Genomic DNA, 16436 nt, shown 5'->3' on the forward strand with positions numbered 1-16436 from the left:
ATGATAAAAAAAGTATTGATTGTTGGTGGGGGCTCTTCAGGCTGGATGACCGCAGCATATCTAGATGCTGCCATTAATAAGAAAGGTACTCAAAAAAAAATTAGTATTGAGTTAGTCGAATCTCCAGACATTCCCAGAATATCTGTAGGCGAAGCTACCGTTCCCTCAATTAGACACCTACTAGCTACTATTGGCGTTACAGAAGTGGACTTTATGAAGTCCACTGACGCAACTTTTAAACAGGCAATTAAGTACGTGAACTGGGTTGATAATGATAACTCTTTTTACTATCACCCCTTTAATCGATTCAGTCCAAAGCCCTTAGATACATTAGCTCATCACTGGATATTGAGCGATAAGAGTATCCCATTTGGCGATATTTGTTCTGCGCAGCCTCAAATATGTGAATTAGCTTTATCTCCTAAAACATTATCTGAGTCAGGGTGGGGTAGTCCTTTTTCTCATGCATATCATATGAATGCTCAGAAATTTGCAGATTACCTTCGTGATATATCAGTTTCTCGAGGAGTAAATCATGTTTTAGCCAATGTCACTGACGTTGAGATGAAGAGTGACAAGCAAATCAAAGCTGTGAATACAGATAATGCTGGGCGTTTGGAAGCTGATTTGTTTATTGACTGCACCGGTTTTCGAGCAAAACTGATTGAGGAAAAACTGGGTGTAGGTTTTGAGGATTGCTCTCAATGGTTACTGTGCGATCGCGCGGTAGCGATGCATGTTCCTTATGATAAATATTATCCCGGGATGGTAAGGCCCTATACCACAGCGACCGCGCTATCAAATGGTTGGGTGTGGGACATTCCAATGCAAAGTCAACGCTCATTAGGCTATGTGCATTCGAGCGCTTTTATTAGCAAAGAAGCGGCTGAGCGAGAGCTGAGGGCGTATCAAGGAGGAAGCTGTGATGAACTTCCCGCCCGGTTTGTGGATTTTAAAGTGGGTCGGCGTCATAAAGCCTGGGAAGGTAACTGTATAGCGATAGGTTTATCAGGTGGCTTCATTGAGCCACTTGAATCGACCGGGCTTTATTTGAGTGACACTGGCGTGGTAATGCTAGCTGAGCACTTTCCATTTGATGAGTCCACCATTGATGATATGTCCTTCCGCTACAACCGGATACTCAGTAATCGTTTTTATGAGATTTTAGATTTTATTAATATGCATTACTGCTTAACGCGCAGAGTGGATACTGAGTTTTGGCGCACGGTACAGAAACCTGAACATATTACTGATAGGCTTAAGGCAAAGCTAGAGTTCTGGAAAATAAAGCCACCATCACCACTTGATTTCGAAGACCAAAGTTTTATGGGTTATGATAGCAAGCATCTTTTGCAAGGGGGGGATAATCGCTCACCTATTGATAACGCTGGTCTTTGGAGCCATTTAAGTTATCAAAATATATTGTTTGGCATGAAGTTCGAAGAGCAAATGCACCAAGCAAACAGTCATTCATCAATACCTTCAGTTATTCATCCCATGGTAAGACGAAGGCTGGAAGTTGCAAAAAGTATGCTTCCTACTCATGAACACTGGCTGAGACATTCTCTAGATATGCCTGAATATTCTGTATCGAGCTTTCCCGATGGTTGGGTATAAACTTAAAGTTTCTTAAATTTATACCTAACTGAGTTTTAAGATATCCTGCCAGCGTGAGGTGTAGTGGGGGGAGCAGGAATTGGCGCGCATAGCCCAGTTTTTGGCAAAACCCAAACTTCCAAATTTCACGGTGTCCTGGCCGTAGCGTCGATTGATTTTGTCGAGACTTTCCATCAGCTCTGGCCGTTGCGGCACGCCTTCAAAAATATCAGGCTGATAACCATGACTATCGACTATTCCATTGAGCATGATTCCTGCCTTTTTATAAGATTCACCTGCTTTCACAATATGTCTTAATCCTTGCTCAACGGCTTGCAGAAAAATACTGGTATCATCTGTTGGTTCAGGCAGTTGAAGAGTGACACTTGGCCGATTGTGGTAAACCAGCTCCTTGCGTTGCCCGTAAAGAAATACGGTAATTGATGAAGCGAGAGAGGATTGATTGCGCAGTTTTTCGCAGCAACGACTGGTGTGGTGTGCAACAGCTTCTTTTAAATCAGAATAGATACTAAGAGGTTTGCCAAAAGAGCGTGAATTTAGAATCGATTTCTTAGGCTCAGGCAATTCAGAAAACTTCAGACAAGGCTGACCACGCAGTTCTAAAATGGTGCGTTCCATATTGACGGAAAACATCCGTTGCAAGGTTTTGTAATCAGCGTTATGCAGATCCCAGGCGGTGTGAATATCCTGCAGGATCAGTTTCTTGGAAAGCTGGCGCCCAATCCCCCATATTTTAGCTACAGCAATTTGCTTTAACGCCCATTTTCGAGTCGCCGGGTTGCTCAGATCGACTACACCATGAGTTGTTGTTTTATGCTTTTTAGCAAAATGATTGGCGACTTTTGCGAGTGTCTTTGTTGGGCCTAACCCTATACAAACGGGCAGAGACAAACAACGCCAAAGTTCTGAGCGAATAGCTTGAGCGCGTTGAGTTAGATCATTCTGAAACCCTTCAAATCGCATAAAAGACTCATCCACCGAATAAGGTGCAACCTGATCGCAGTGTTGCTCCAGTATCCAATTAAAGCGTTTGGAGATATCACCATACAAACCATAGTTCGATGAAAAGCAGGTGACTTTATGTTTCTGAATAATTGGGCGAGCTTCGTGATAGGGTGCTGCCATGGGGATGCCAAGCGCTTTGGCTTCATCGGACAGCGCAATGATGCAGCCATCATTGTTGCTTAGCACAATCACCGGCTTGCCGTATAAATCCGGACGAAACATGCGCTCGCAGGACACATAAAAACTGTTCACATCGCATAACGCATAGGTAGCTTGCGGTTTGTTCATTAACGCAAGCTCCGTGCTAAACCAGTGACTACGCCCCAGATCACCAGCTCGCTTTCACCAGTGATTAGAATATCCTGATAAGCCGGGTTTTCAGCTTGTAGCCGTAAGGCACCGCTAGTACACAAGCGCTTAACGGTGAACTCATTATCGAGCATGGCTACAACCACATCTTTGTCCTTGGCGGTCAAAGAGCGATCAACCACTAGAATATCATTCTGAAAAATTCCAGCCCCGATCATTGAGTCGCCTTCAACCTTGGCGAAAAAAGTCGTCGCTGGGTTTTGAATCAGTAGCTGATCAAGGCTGAGCGTATCTTCCATGTGCTCGTCAACGACACCCGGAAAGCCAGCAGAAATCTTGCCCGAATATAAAGGGATATCAGAGTATTGACCGCTTGGTTTAAGGATGGAAACTTTGCTCATAATGACTCGTAGTGTTGATAGTGATTGTGCTGAAAAATACTGCTGGTAACCCAATTAGATTAGCACACCAGGCCGACCTGAGTCAGCAGTAAATGGCCGTACAAAATCCATACAAAAGATTACTTTAGTTATCATGGGCTTGATTCAGATCAAGTTTAAAAATCTGCGCTCGATTATATTAAACCCACTTAAAGTATCGGGCAGAAGCAAGGTTGTTATCATGTTCAAGAGTAAGGCGATAGAGTTATACAATGACGGGCATCATAAGTGTTATGCCTTCAATAATCTGGTCACTGGTGAAGCGGTCCAGGCTAACCAGTTTTTAATTATCGATGGCGACAAAACAGCCTTGCTCGATCCCGGTGGCGACCTGACTTATGCCAAGTTAAAGCTGGAAATTGAAAAACTATCGCCAACTCATCAATTAAACTACATCATCGCGTCACATCAAGACCCGGACATTATCGCTTCAATTGGTCGCTGGATGATGCAAACGCCTGCAAAAGTCATCTGTTCAAAGCTGTGGGAGCGCTTTTTGCCACACTTTGCGTCGTCATTTTATAACCAGGTGAACGAAACAGAATTATCCAAGCGAATTATTGGCCTCGACGACGAGGGTGGAGCGATACGTTTAGGCGATAACCATCTATACGCAGTACCTGCACACTTTCTGCACTCTGTTGGTAACTTTCAGGTGTATGACCCTGTCAGCAAGATTTTATTTACGGGTGATATGGGCGCTTCTATTGTTGATGATGATGACTTTAGCGGCGTCAAAGATTTTGCGGAACACATCAAGTATATGAAAGGATTTCACCAACGCTATATGGTCGCCAATAAGGCCTGTCGTCTTTGGGCCAATATGGTTGCAGATCTGGATGTCGAAATGATCGTACCGCAGCATGGTGCACCCTTCAAAGGTGTTTTAAGTGTGCGACAGTTTCTCGACTGGATATCGAAACTGGAGTGTGGACTGGACTTATTTACTCAGAGAGATTACAGCGTCCGCATGAATAAGAGGGAAGTGGCTTAGCTACTGACTAAGGTTTGTAAGTTTGAGAGTGATTGGCGCCTGCGGGCGCCTTTTTTGTTGCTAGAAAAAACTATTTATCTACAATGAATAAATCTTAACTAAACATAATAATCCTATGATTGATTTACGAAGTGATACGGTAACTGTGCCATCCGAGGATATGCGTCGCGCCATGTCGACGGCTGCGGTGGGTGATGATGTGTTTCATGATGATCCGACGGTCAATCGCTTGGAAGCTATGATGGCCGAGATGGCGGGTAAAGAGGCTGCACTGTTTGTTCCTTCGGGAACCATGTCGAATCTGGTTGCACTGCTTGCGCATTGCCAGCGTGGCGAGGAGTATATCGTTGGACAGGGTTATCATACCTATCTGTACGAAGCGGGTGGCGCGCCCGTTTTGGGCAGTATCATTCCCCAGCCGATTGCGGTTGAGCCGAATGGTACTTTGGATTTTTCTAAGATCGAGGCGGTGATTAAAAAAGATGATTACCACTTTGCGCGTAGCAAGCTACTGTGCCTGGAAAACACCCATAATGGCAAAGTAATCAGTCTTGAATATATGAAGTCGGCTTATGAGTTTGCTCAGTCTAAGAATTTATCGGTGCACCTTGATGGTGCGCGTGCATTTAATGCAATCACAGAGTTGGGTTGTGAGCTTAAAGATCTGGCTCAATATGCAGATTCTATTTCCATCTGTTTGTCTAAAGGGCTGGGGGCACCGGTTGGCTCAGTTCTATGTGGCAGTGAGGAGCTGATTAAATGGGCGCGTCGTTGGCGCAAGATGGTAGGCGGCGGTATGCGTCAGGCCGGTATCTTAGCGGCAGCTGGTATCTATGCCTTAGAGAACAATGTTAAGCGTTTAGCGGAAGACCATCGTCATGCCAGGCAGCTTGCGCAACGATTACAGGATATTGAAGAGTTATCGATTAATCAGGACTTGGTACAAACCAATATGTTGTTTGTAAAAACGACAATGGCAACTGCTGAGGCCCTAGCCAACTATCTCAAAGATAAGGGTATCACTGTTATTCCAGCAGAAACCATGCGTTGGGTGATGCATTTAAATATTAGTGATGCGGATGTGGATTATATTGAAGAGCAGGTGAAGGCATTTTTTGCTTAATCGTTATTCCAGAACGAAAAGCCTGACGATAAAAACTCTCAGGCTTGTTCTTTTACACCAGCCGCACCAAAAGTGATAAAGCGTAATTGCAGAATAGTTCTTTCTTTGAGCTTTTCACGCTCTATGGGATTCAGATCCAAGGCTTCAGCACCTGCGTTAAACACCAGTGTGACCAAACCTTCTGCTAAAGTATAAGCAAATTCTTGCGTATATTCGGACTCGGTCATTAAATATTCGGTGAGCTCATCTTTGAAATGGTTCACTTCACGAGCTACAGCTTCACGAAATTTTAGTGAGGTGCCGCTACGCTCCCGCAATAACAGGCGGAAAATATTAGGGTTTCGTTCAACGAACTCCATGAAAGTTTCCACCGAGGTATTGATAACGCTACCATTCTTCTCGATTCGTTGACGTGCCTTGCGCATAAGCTCGCGTAGGGTTAGGCCGGACTCATCAACTAAAGTCAGACCCAGTTCGTCCATGTCATTGAAATGTCGGTAAAAAGAAGTGGGGGCTATGCCGGCTTCACGAGCCACTTCGCGCAGGCTCAGACTGGCAAAGCTGTGTTCTGCCGACAAATGCATCAATGCCGCGTCAATTATGGCCTGACGGGTTTTTTCTTTCTGTAACGCACGCGCTCCGGCCATGCTGTTCTCCTCAGTAATTATCCCTAGTATAGAAAACAATGGCTTAAGAGTACAGGTGTACGCTGGATTGCAATTGTCATATTCCGTGGTTATACTAGCCCAAGACTTAGCGTACAAGTGTACGCTAATTTATAGTTAGAGGCACTACATGACAGATTCTACCCAAACACATTCAAGACCCATCTGGACCAACATCATCTTTTTTGGATTAAGTTTCCTTGCTGCCATTACCTTAGTTCCTTGGTATGGCATTCAATACGGCTTCCATTTCTCAAGCTGGGCTTGGGGAGTAGGGCTATGGTTATTCTCAAGCACTGCCATTTCAATGGGCTACCACCGTTTGTGGTCGCACCGTGCTTATGAAGCCAACCCTGTTTTACGCGTTATTCTTGCAATCGGCGGTTGCTTATCATTGCAGAACAGCGCCTTGCATTGGTCTTCTGATCACCGCATACACCATAAGCATGTTGACCATGAGGAAAAAGATCCTTATTCGGCCAGCTTAGGTTTTTGGCACTCACATATTGGTTGGCTGTTAGTACGCCGCGATAATGGTCGTTACGACGAGCAGTATGACCGTTGCAAAGACTTGCAGCGCGACCCGATTGTGATGTTCCAGCACAAGCACTATTGGAAATTAAGCGTTGGTTTGAATGTTCTGGTTCCGGTTGTTTTAGGTTTGGCTTATGGCATCTTCTGGGAAATGATTTTGGTTGCCGGCGTTCTGCGTCTGGTTTGGTCACACCATTTAACTTTCTTCATTAATTCGCTAGCCCATATGTGGGGCACGCGTCCTTATACCGAAGAAAACTCAGCGCGTGACAACCTGGTATTAGCGGTCTTGACGGGCGGCGAAGGCTATCATAACTATCACCATAAATTTCAATATGACTATCGTAATGGCGTTCGCTGGTGGCACTTTGATCCTTCAAAATGGTGGATTAAGTCATTAAGCTGGGTTGGTATTACCTCTAATTTGAAAAAAGTACCGGTCGAGAAGATCGAAAAAGCCAAGGCCGAGACTTTATTATTAAAGGCAAAAAGCAAAGTTGCTCATTTGCCTAACGCAGAAGAAGTGATGCAAATGCTGCATGATGAGTATGAAAAGCTTGTTCAGCACTTAGCCGAAGTTTATGAAGCTCAAAAGCGGTGGGTGGAAGCAAAGAAAAACAAGTTAATCGAAAGTTATGAACATTCAGCCTTGATGGATAATTACCATCAACTTCGCAAGCGTTTTGAAGAGCAGAGAGCATCCTGGATGACTTTAGCAAAGCAATACGCTTAACAGGCTTAAAGAGTTACAGCTATAAAAAAAGGCCGTTCGATTGAACGGCCTTTTTTTGTTTATCATAGAAAGCACACTACATGGCAGAGTTATTGATCAAGGTATTTCTCAGCATCCAGAGCTGCCATACAGCCTGTACCAGCAGAAGTAACAGCTTGACGATAAACATGGTCACAGACGTCGCCAGCGGCAAACACGCCTTCAACTGAAGTTGCTGTCGCATTCCCGGCGAGGCCACTTTTAACAACGATATAACCATCTTTCATTTCGAGCTGTCCCTCAAAGATATCAGTATTAGGCTTGTGGCCAATTGCAATAAAGACACCTTGTAACTCTAATTCTTCTATTGAATCGTCCTGAGTACTCTTAATACGGATACCAGTTACGCCCATATCGTCACCAACGATTTCTTCAAGGGTGCGATGCCAATGGAGCACGACATTACCATTTTTAGCTTTCTCAAAAAGCTTGTCCTGAAGAATCTTTTCAGAGCGTAGCTCGTCGCGACGATGGACCAAATGAACTTCGCTAGCGATGTTTGATAAATATAGCGCTTCTTCAACCGCAGTATTACCACCACCAATAACTGCAACTTTTTGTTGGCGATAGAAAAATCCATCGCAAGTTGCACAAGCCGAAACACCTTTACCCATGAAAGCTTCTTCAGATGGTAAGCCAAGGTATTTAGCTGAAGCGCCAGTACAGATAATTAAAGCGTCACAAGTGTAAGTACCACTATCGCCAGTAAGTGTGAAAGGGCGGTTTTTCAATTCAACGGTATGGATATGGTCGAAGATCATCTCAGTACCAAATCGTTCAGCATGTTTTTGCATGCGGACCATCAGCTCTGGTCCTTGAACACCTTCGTTATCACCGGGCCAGTTGTCAACGTCAGTGGTGGTGGTTAATTGGCCGCCTTGTTGGATACCGGTAATAATAGCCGGGTTCAAGTTAGCACGTGCCGCATAAACAGCAGCGCTATATCCGGCTGGTCCAGAGCCCAAAATCAGGCACTTAAAATGGCGAGTTTCGCTCATTAGTAATCTCCGCTAAATTCTTGTCTATTAATAATTTTTAAGGGCAAATTGTAGGGATTTAAAGGCTAAAAATAAACCTTTATTCGATAATCTTCATCTATGGTTTTCATAGAAATTGCAGTTGATGAGTATCTGCAGATGCAGATTTGCATTGATATTAAGGCGAATTAGCATTAATCTGCTTAGTAGGCTAACGCATGGGAGATTCTTATGACTACTGAGCATTCTAATGAAGAAAAAGAGATTGACGTTGCGATTCAACAAATCGCTAGAGATGTTAATCTATATGGCTTAGACGCTGAGAAAGTAAAGAAAATCTGGTTTTCAGCACTGTTGCAACAAGTTGCCGATAATGAGCTAGACAACCAGCAGGCTCACTAGCAGCCTGACTGGTTTTCTTCTACATAGCGAGCCGAAAGCTTGATTAACTCCTCAAGAACAGCCTTATCAACATCTTCTAACTTATTGATATAAAGACAGGACTTGCCTGTTTTATATTTCCCCAATTGAGCCATTAGCTCCTCGTACCGCTTAAATCCAGCCATAATATAAACGCTGATGTTTTGTTTTCGTGGTGAAAAGCCCGTTAAGAACCAATCGCCTTCGTGGCCACTGGCATATTGGTAATGATATTCACCAAAGCCAATGATGCTGCCACCCCACATTTTAGGCTCAGCCCCAGTAGCTTTTTTCATCATGTTAAGAATTTGCTGGCAGTCTTCTAGTTTTTGAGCAGGCTCTACCTGCTGCAAGAAGCTCGCTACGTCTTGCTCGGTTGGCTGGGTTTTGTTTTCAGTTTTGGCCATGCTTTATTCCTTGCTTGACTTAATAAGTGGTGGCTAGGTTTCTGAAACTATTGCATATTTCCGACTATGACAAAAGTGTGACTTTTCGGTTAAATGCTAAAAAAAATCTTTACTTCTGCGGTGTATATAGTATTCTTTTCATCGCTGGTTAAAATAACAGCTATCGAATGGATACATTTTCGATGATACACCGAGTAAATCAGTGGGCCTTAGCTTCATAGATTCACTTCAAGTCGTACCTCGCTATTTGTTACCTAAGTTAGTGTCAATTTTATCTCAGTAAGACCGCCGTTTTTGGCAACAACTTTATTTTTTTAAGCAATTAGCTTTGGAGTTTTATTATGTCTAAGATCACTGGTACCGTTAAGTGGTTCAACGAATCTAAAGGTTTTGGTTTCATCGAGCAAGAGCAAGGCGAAGATGTGTTTGTACACTTCCGTGCTATTCAAGGTGACGGTTTCAAAACTTTAGCAGAAGGCCAACGTGTTGAGTTCGATATCGAGCAAGGCCCTAAAGGCGCTCAAGCTGCTAACGTAACTAAAGTATAATTTTATAAAATTGTATATTTAGATCTAAAAAACCGCGTCAAATGGCGCGGTTTTTTTATGCTTAAAATTTGATCGATCTAAATAAGAAATCACGGAAAGCGACTATGAAAATTGTATATCACGCAGAAAACGCTATGGATGCAAACATCTTGGTGGGAGTCTTAGCTTCGGCTGATATTTATGCGCAAGTACGCGGTGCCGGTATGCAGGGAGCGGTTGGCGAAGCCGCCGCCATGAACAATGTCAAAGTCTGGGTTCACGATGAAGACTATACAGAAGCTCGTGATATTGTTGATGGTTGGCAAGCTGCTGAATTCACAGCCGACGATGCAGACTTGTTTGACGCAGCCGATGACTATCATCAAGAGCCTGCACCAACAGAGAGCCACCTGGTAAGAGATGTTTGCATTGCCGTAGCCATTGTTTTGTTGTTTGTGGCAGCGACGATCGAGTTTTAGCGTTAGGCTCTATTAATGGGCTAATAACAAACTCGCCTTTGATGCGTTAGTTTATTCCCTTTAAGTTAGCATCTATTTTTATCTCAGCTGTATCAAAAAGTACATTTTTGACGTGCTGCCTGTTTCAGCAATAAAAACAACCTGCTACTGTCTCTCTTTCCTTCAATTTCGATTAAACTTCTCAACTCTAAGATTTAATTAAAATAAAGCGTATTCATGCTTTATATCCAGGGGAATGAGGGGATATTATGAAATTGTTCAATAGCAGGCTTGCGGGAAAGTCTTGTGTACTGGCTTGCTTAATGGCATTAGGTGTTTATGCAACACCAATACTCGCAGAAGAAGCAGATGACCAGTCGCAGGGCACTCACTCACAAGGCATTTCGAAACACGAATTCATTTATAGTTATGACGAAATGCTCAACTTTGATGTTGAGGAATATCTGCAAGTTCATGCACCTCATTTGGTGCCGTATGCAGAAGAAATTTCTCACTACGCCGGATATTCATCCGTTAGTCCAAAAGTGCTGATTGCACTGATGGAGCATCAAACTGGTATTGTCACCCGAGCCAGTACAGCCTCAAAAATAGAACGACCTTTTGGCAACTTATCAAAGAAAGTCGGTTTTAGAGAGCAACTTGAAGATATCAGTAGTCGTTTAGCCAAAGAGTTTTATCGAGGCCACGCCTACGGCCAGACAGGGCGCAACGACAAGTTAACCAGCGATAAAGACGCGCAAAATGCGATTATGGTAATTCTCTCCAAACAGGGCGATGATGCCATGGGGATCTTAAGAAGACGCGGTGGCAAAGGCGATACAACATCATCTAAAGAGGTTGGGAAAGCTTATCGAAAATTATTTGAAGGCAAGAAAAAAGAAGAAGAAGAATCAAAAGCGCAGCTAGTGACAGTTGCTGATATTAATGACTATTTTCAACTACCTTTCCCAGCAGGTGAGTCATGGCGTAATGGTGGTAGTCACACCAATCATGGTAGTGGTACTTATCCTCAGTCATCCCTGGACTTTAATGCAGGCGGTTATTGGGGTGATAATTTAAGCCATATCTGGGTCTCATCCTCAGCACCAGGAACCATAAAAAATCACTCGCCATGCTTTTCGGAAATCATCCATGAGGATGGTTGGTCAACCACTTATTATCATATTGAAAACATTCAGTATGCCACTGGCTCAAGGGTAGGCCGTAACGTCCGAGTCGCCAACTACGCCAATGATAAGCCACAAGCCTTGTGTAATGGAGGCCAGTCAAGCGGTCCTCATTTGCACTTTTCAATGAAGAAGAATGGCCAATTTTATCATCTCAATGGCATGAAGTTTTCTGGTTACGAAGTGCGAACCGGTCGCGACAGCTATGACTCTAATTGCAGCTATTTTTGGTTAGCTCGGAGTGGTTATAAATATTGCGCCTGGACCAACGTGTATAACTACGGCGTGACAGATTCAGAACCGCCAGAGCAAGGTGATGCATACAGCGGTTATTTGAGCCATCAGGGATCTCAAATACAGCCTGATGGCAGCTGGTTCTATTATTCGGGTGGCAATATTGCTGCCGATTTGACAGGACCTGCTAATGCAGACTTTGATTTAAAGCTCGAACGATGGAATGGCTATAACTGGTATCAGGTAGCTATTTCAGAAACACCAGAGTCTGATGAAACTATTAGTTATGCCGCTAACTCAGGCTATTACAGGTTGATCGTTTATTCTTACTCAGGCTCAGGAAACTATAGCTTGAGAGTTGTGAAATAATATACTTCTCATAAAAAAAGCCACTCATTATAGAGTGGCTTTTTTTTGTTACAGCAGTACTACTACTTACATCGTATCGGTACTAATACCTAATGCAGTAGTTGGCTCAACATAGTCGAAGCCTAAATTTTCGGCTACTGAACGCTCAGTAACTTTTCCACGGTAGACGTTCAAACCGTTCAACAGGTGTGGATCGTTTGCTAAAGCTTTCTTATAGCCTTTGTTAGCAATATTAATGATGAATGGTAATGTTGCGTTGTTTAATGCGAAGGTTGAAGTGCGCGGCACAGCTCCCGGCATGTTGGCAACACAATAATGAACCACATCATGAAGGATATAAGTTGGATCAGCATGGGTTGTCGCTTTAGATGTTTCGAAGCAGCCGCCCTGATCAATGGCAACGTCAACTAATACAGCACCGGGCTGCATACGCTTTACCATATCTTCTGTCACTAACTTAGGAGCAGCGGCACCTGGAATCAAAACACCACCAATTACTAGATCTGCCGAAATAACGTGTTTCTCAAGTGAGTCATGGCTTGAGTAAACCGTTTCCACTTGTGAGCCAAATTCTGCATCAATACGACGTAATGCATTGACGTTGCGGTCAAGAACAATGACGCGTGCGCCCATGCCGACCGCCATTTTGATTGCGTTAGTACCGACAACACCGCCACCAATGACTACGACTTTGGCAGGTTGGACACCTGGTACGCCGCCTAATAACATGCCACGGCCGCCGTTAGATTTCTCTAAGCATTCGGCACCGGCTTGAATTGACATACGCCCAGCAACTTCTGACATCGGAGCCAGTAGCGGAAGGCCACCAGCTGCGCCAGTTACTGTTTCATAAGCAATGCACACGGCACCAGACTTAACCAAGTCTTCTGTCTGTGGCATATCTGGAGCCAAATGTAAGTAAGTAAATAGAATTTGTCCTTCGCGTAAACGCTTACGCTCATCTGCCAGAGGTTCTTTTACTTTGACGATCATGTCCGCTTGAGCAAACACTTCTTCAGCTGAGGGTGCAATAGTTGCGCCAACAGCTTGATAATCTTCATCAGTAAAACCGATACCAATACCAGCATTGGTTTCAACGATAACTTGATGCCCATGAGCTATCACTTCACGAACACTAGCTGGCACCATTCCCACGCGATATTCGTGGTTTTTAATTTCTTTTGGGACCCCAATCAACATATTTTCAGCTCCAATAAATCAAGGTTTACCTCAAAGAGGGATGCGCTATTATAGTGATGAATATAAAGAATTGTTTGCTGTTATTGGCTGTTTTGTAGTATAAAACACTAAATAAGCGTTATTTTGGCAAGGAAAATACTTTGAAAGTTCAGAGTGACAGCAAGCAGATATTGGACAGAATTGACCTGCGGATTCTGAATGAGTTGCAGCAAAATGGTCGGATCTCTAACGTTGAATTAGCAAAGCGCGTTGGGCTAAGTGCAACCCCCTGTCTGGAGCGAGTCAAAAGGCTTGAGACTAATGGATTTATTGAAGGCTATTCGGCCAAGTTAAACCCCATGAAACTGGCAGCTTCTTTGCTGGTGTTTGTTGAGATTCGTCTATCCAGAACTTCCCCTGATGTATTCGAAGAATTTAAGCAAGCTGTGACCATGTTACCAACGATTCTAGAGTGCCATCTGGTGTCCGGTGATTTCGACTATTTATTGAAAGCCCGTGTTGCAGATATGAAGGCCTATCGTAAGCTATTGGGTGAAACCTTGCTCATGTTGCCCGGTGTTAGCGCATCACGTTCCTATATGGTGATGGAAGAGGTTAAGGAAACCAGCCTGTTGCCTATCAATCCCGATAAGCGTTAGGGATTGCTCACAGTTCAGAATTCGCCACAATTAACTGCTTGAGATAGCTGAAACATGCTTTAGAATAACTGCAAATTATGAAAGGAAAGTATTTTGAGTAAAACAAAAACTAAACAATCTGCTACTCGAAAGTCTCCGCAAGCGTTGGAGTCCAAGGCGATCCTGCGTAAACGCCTTAGTGAAGGCGGTATGATCCTGTTGGTCACTTTAGCATTATTCTTTTTATTAGCGTTACTGACTTACAGCCATAATGACCCAGGCTCATTTACCAATGGTAATGGTGGTCCAATTCAGAATTCTGCTGGTAAGGGTGGGGCTTGGTTTGCGGACTTCTTTTTACATTTATTTGGCTATTTAGCTTATTTAATCCCGATTATATTCGCCTACTTAGGCTATATACTGTACACCGAAAGGAATATTGAACACGAACACCCCAATGCGTTCTGGGCCGTCAAAGGACTCGGATTGCTGATGGCGGTAATCGGTGGTGCGGGTTTATGTAGCTTGCACTTCTTTGACCCTCAAATTCAGCCAAGCTACACCTCGGGCGGTATTTTGGGCGAGTTTATTATCAGTTTGACGATAGATGGACTTGGCCTATATGGCACCACACTCATTCTATTGGCGCTGTTTTTGTCTGGTTTAACTCTATTCACTGGGATTTCATGGCTAAGCATCATGGACAGAGTTGGCGTATGGTTTGTGCAAAGCTGGAGTAAGCTGGTTGAATGGTACGAAAATTTCAGAGACCGTAAGCAAGAACAAAAGTCGGTAAAAGAATCAGTTGTTAAGCGTCAGGAAGCGCTTAAACAGGAAAAAGTGAAACGTGAGACTCGTAGCCCGGTCAGGGTTGAACCTCGCGTTGTACCATCACCCGCACCAGCAAAAGTTGCGGCGAAAGCCAAACAAAAGCGTTTGTTCGATGATGTTCCCGTTGGGCCAATGCCGGCCATGGAATTGTTGGACGAGCCGGAACCTCCTAAGAATCATTTCTCGGAGGAGGCGCTTGAAGCTATGTCGCGCCTGGTTGAGTTAAAGCTGAAAGACTTCGGTGTCGAGGCGCAGGTCATGGAAGTTCATCCAGGACCTGTGATTACCCGATTCGAGCTTGAGTTAGCACCGGGCGTTAAGGTTAGTAAAATTTCGAATTTAGCTAAAGATTTAGCTCGTTCACTATCGACTATTTCGGTTCGTGTGGTTGAAGTGATTCCTGGCAAAACTTATGTCGGGATTGAAATCCCCAATGAGTCGCGGGAAATTGTACGTTTACGCGAAGTATTGGCCTGTGATGAATTTGAGAAAGTGAAATCACCGTTAAGTATGGCGTTGGGTAAAGATATTGCCGGCAATCCAATTGTCGTAAATATGGCCAAAATGCCACACTTGTTGGTGGCGGGTACTACCGGCTCCGGTAAATCGGTTGGTGTTAACGCCATGATTATCAGCATGCTGTACAAGTCTGCTCCTGATGATTTGCGACTCATTATGATTGACCCGAAAATGCTTGAGTTAAGTGTGTACGAAGGTATCCCACATCTCTTGTGTGAAGTGGTAACCGATATGAAAGATGCCGCTAACGCATTGCGTTGGTCGGTGGGTGAAATGGAGCGTCGTTACCGCTTAATGTCTGCGCTAGGCGTCAGAAATCTGGCTGGCTACAATAAAAAAGTGTTAGATGCGATTAAAGCAGGCGAGCCGATTAAAGATCCAATTTGGCAGCCTACGGATGGCCTGGAAGAAGAGCCACCAACACTCGAGAAGTTACCCTCGATTGTGATTGTTATTGATGAGCTTGCTGACATGATGATGATTGTCGGCAAAAAAGTCGAAGAGCTTATTGCCCGTATTGCACAAAAAGCGCGTGCGGCAGGTATACACCTGATTTTAGCAACACAAAGACCGTCGGTTGATGTGATTACAGGTTTGATCAAAGCGAATATTCCGTCGCGGATTGCCTTCCAGGTTTCCTCTAAAATCGACTCCCGAACCATTCTCGATCAAATGGGAGCGGAGCAGTTACTGGGAATGGGGGATATGTTGTATCTGCCCGGAGGCTCTAATATTCCAACTCGGATTCATGGTGCCTTTGTTGATGATGATGAAGTACATCGTGTGGTTGAAGATTGGAAACAGCGTGGGGAGCCGGACTATATAGAAGAGGTTATTAACGGAACCAGTGAAGTACCCATCCCAGGTATGCCGGGTATGGATGGTGATGAAGACAGTGAGCAAGATGAGTTATTTGATCAAGCGGTAGCCATTGTGACAGAAACACGTCGCGCTTCAATTTCAGGTATTCAGCGTCGCTTAAAGATTGGTTACAACCGAGCCGCACGAATGGTGGAAGCGATGGAGGCTGCTGGTATTGTGTCGGAGATGGGTTCGAACGGGGGGAGGGAGGTGTTGGCTCCGCCTCCTCCAAAAGACTGATCCAGCTAGCTTGCTTGCCAATACTTTGTTGTTCTTTATTATTAAGCATAGTCATTTACAAGAGCGTAAACTCCTCGCTCAATAATAAAGAACGCCGCGTCTTGGCTGCACCGCTGACGCTGGATTTATA

Annotated in this window: 16 protein-coding genes; 10 read left to right on the forward strand and 6 right to left on the reverse strand. The window is 44.1% G+C overall.

All coding sequences use genetic code 11. The features are described from left to right. Complete coding sequence (locus tag KKOR_RS05570) at nt 1-1617, forward strand: tryptophan halogenase family protein (RefSeq protein WP_012801037.1); 1617 nt, start codon at nt 1-3, stop codon at nt 1615-1617. A gap of 24 nt (nt 1618-1641) precedes the next feature. Here the strand turns inward: KKOR_RS05570 and KKOR_RS05575 are convergent, their stop codons facing one another. Then, on the reverse strand, nt 1642-2910 hold the full coding sequence (locus KKOR_RS05575) for a Y-family DNA polymerase (protein ID WP_012801038.1): 1269 nt from the start codon (nt 2908-2910) through the stop codon (nt 1642-1644). After that, the gene (locus tag KKOR_RS05580) at nt 2910-3332 is read right to left on the reverse strand and encodes a LexA family protein (RefSeq protein ID WP_012801039.1); all 423 of its coding nucleotides are present in this window, start codon (nt 3330-3332) and stop codon (nt 2910-2912) included. Before KKOR_RS05580 ends, KKOR_RS05575 begins: the two co-directional genes overlap by 1 nt. Nucleotides 3333-3552: 220 nt before the next feature. Here KKOR_RS05580 and KKOR_RS05585 point away from each other — a divergent pair, with 220 nt between their 5' ends. Then, a complete protein-coding gene (locus KKOR_RS05585; protein WP_012801040.1) occupies nt 3553-4365 on the forward strand; it encodes an oxygen-binding di-iron domain-containing protein in 813 nt (270 codons plus the stop codon). A 115-nt stretch (nt 4366-4480) separates the two neighbouring features. After that, on the forward strand, nt 4481-5488 hold the full coding sequence (ltaE, locus tag KKOR_RS05590; protein WP_012801041.1) for a low-specificity L-threonine aldolase: 1008 nt from the start codon (nt 4481-4483) through the stop codon (nt 5486-5488). Between the two features lie 38 nt (nt 5489-5526). Here the strand turns inward: ltaE and fabR are convergent, their stop codons facing one another. Beyond that, entirely contained in the window at nt 5527-6135 is a 609-nt protein-coding gene (fabR, locus tag KKOR_RS05595; protein WP_012801042.1) for an HTH-type transcriptional repressor FabR, read from the reverse strand. A gap of 148 nt (nt 6136-6283) precedes the next feature. On the opposite strand from fabR, the gene KKOR_RS05600 reads away from it, so the two are divergent. Continuing rightward, nucleotides 6284-7420 (forward strand): acyl-CoA desaturase, encoded by a 1137-nt coding sequence (locus KKOR_RS05600; RefSeq protein ID WP_012801043.1) that lies wholly within the window; start codon nt 6284-6286, stop codon nt 7418-7420. Nucleotides 7421-7509: 89 nt separating this feature from the next. Here the strand turns inward: KKOR_RS05600 and trxB are convergent, their stop codons facing one another. After that, nucleotides 7510-8457, reverse strand: coding sequence for a thioredoxin-disulfide reductase (gene trxB / locus KKOR_RS05605; protein ID WP_012801044.1), 948 nt, complete (start codon nt 8455-8457; stop codon nt 7510-7512). Nucleotides 8458-8667: 210 nt separating this feature from the next. On the opposite strand from trxB, the gene KKOR_RS13560 reads away from it, so the two are divergent. Then, nucleotides 8668-8838: a hypothetical protein gene (locus tag KKOR_RS13560; protein WP_012801045.1), complete on the forward strand. Its 171-nt coding sequence runs from the start codon at nt 8668-8670 to the stop codon at nt 8836-8838. On the opposite strand, the gene KKOR_RS05610 is transcribed toward KKOR_RS13560, so the two are convergent. Beyond that, nucleotides 8835-9263, reverse strand: coding sequence for a DUF1801 domain-containing protein (locus KKOR_RS05610; protein ID WP_012801046.1), 429 nt, complete (start codon nt 9261-9263; stop codon nt 8835-8837). The genes KKOR_RS13560 and KKOR_RS05610 overlap by 4 nt on opposite strands. A gap of 341 nt (nt 9264-9604) precedes the next feature. Between KKOR_RS05610 and cspE the strand changes: the two genes are divergently transcribed. From cspE to KKOR_RS05625, 3 genes are all read left to right on the forward strand, one after another. Continuing rightward, nucleotides 9605-9811 (forward strand): transcription antiterminator/RNA stability regulator CspE, encoded by a 207-nt coding sequence (gene cspE, locus KKOR_RS05615; protein WP_012801047.1) that lies wholly within the window; start codon nt 9605-9607, stop codon nt 9809-9811. 104 nt (nt 9812-9915) lie between these two features. Further along, nucleotides 9916-10269 carry a putative signal transducing protein gene (locus KKOR_RS05620; protein ID WP_012801048.1) on the forward strand — a complete coding sequence of 118 codons (354 nt, stop codon included), beginning with the start codon at nt 9916-9918 and terminating at the stop codon, nt 10267-10269. Between the two features lie 248 nt (nt 10270-10517). Then, nucleotides 10518-12038: a M23 family metallopeptidase gene (locus KKOR_RS05625; RefSeq protein WP_012801049.1), complete on the forward strand. Its 1521-nt coding sequence runs from the start codon at nt 10518-10520 to the stop codon at nt 12036-12038. Between the two features lie 66 nt (nt 12039-12104). Here the strand turns inward: KKOR_RS05625 and ald are convergent, their stop codons facing one another. After that, on the reverse strand, nt 12105-13238 hold the full coding sequence (gene ald / locus KKOR_RS05630) for an alanine dehydrogenase (RefSeq protein WP_012801050.1): 1134 nt from the start codon (nt 13236-13238) through the stop codon (nt 12105-12107). Between the two features lie 140 nt (nt 13239-13378). On the opposite strand from ald, the gene lrp reads away from it, so the two are divergent. Continuing rightward, a complete protein-coding gene (gene lrp, locus KKOR_RS05635; protein ID WP_012801051.1) occupies nt 13379-13876 on the forward strand; it encodes a leucine-responsive transcriptional regulator Lrp in 498 nt (165 codons plus the stop codon). A 93-nt stretch (nt 13877-13969) separates the two neighbouring features. Then, the gene (locus KKOR_RS13650; protein WP_012801052.1) at nt 13970-16306 is read left to right on the forward strand and encodes a DNA translocase FtsK; all 2337 of its coding nucleotides are present in this window, start codon (nt 13970-13972) and stop codon (nt 16304-16306) included. Nucleotides 16307-16436: the final 130 nt, after the last annotated feature.

Source organism: Kangiella koreensis DSM 16069, from assembly GCF_000024085.1.
Classification (GTDB): Bacteria; Pseudomonadota; Gammaproteobacteria; order Enterobacterales; family Kangiellaceae; genus Kangiella; species Kangiella koreensis.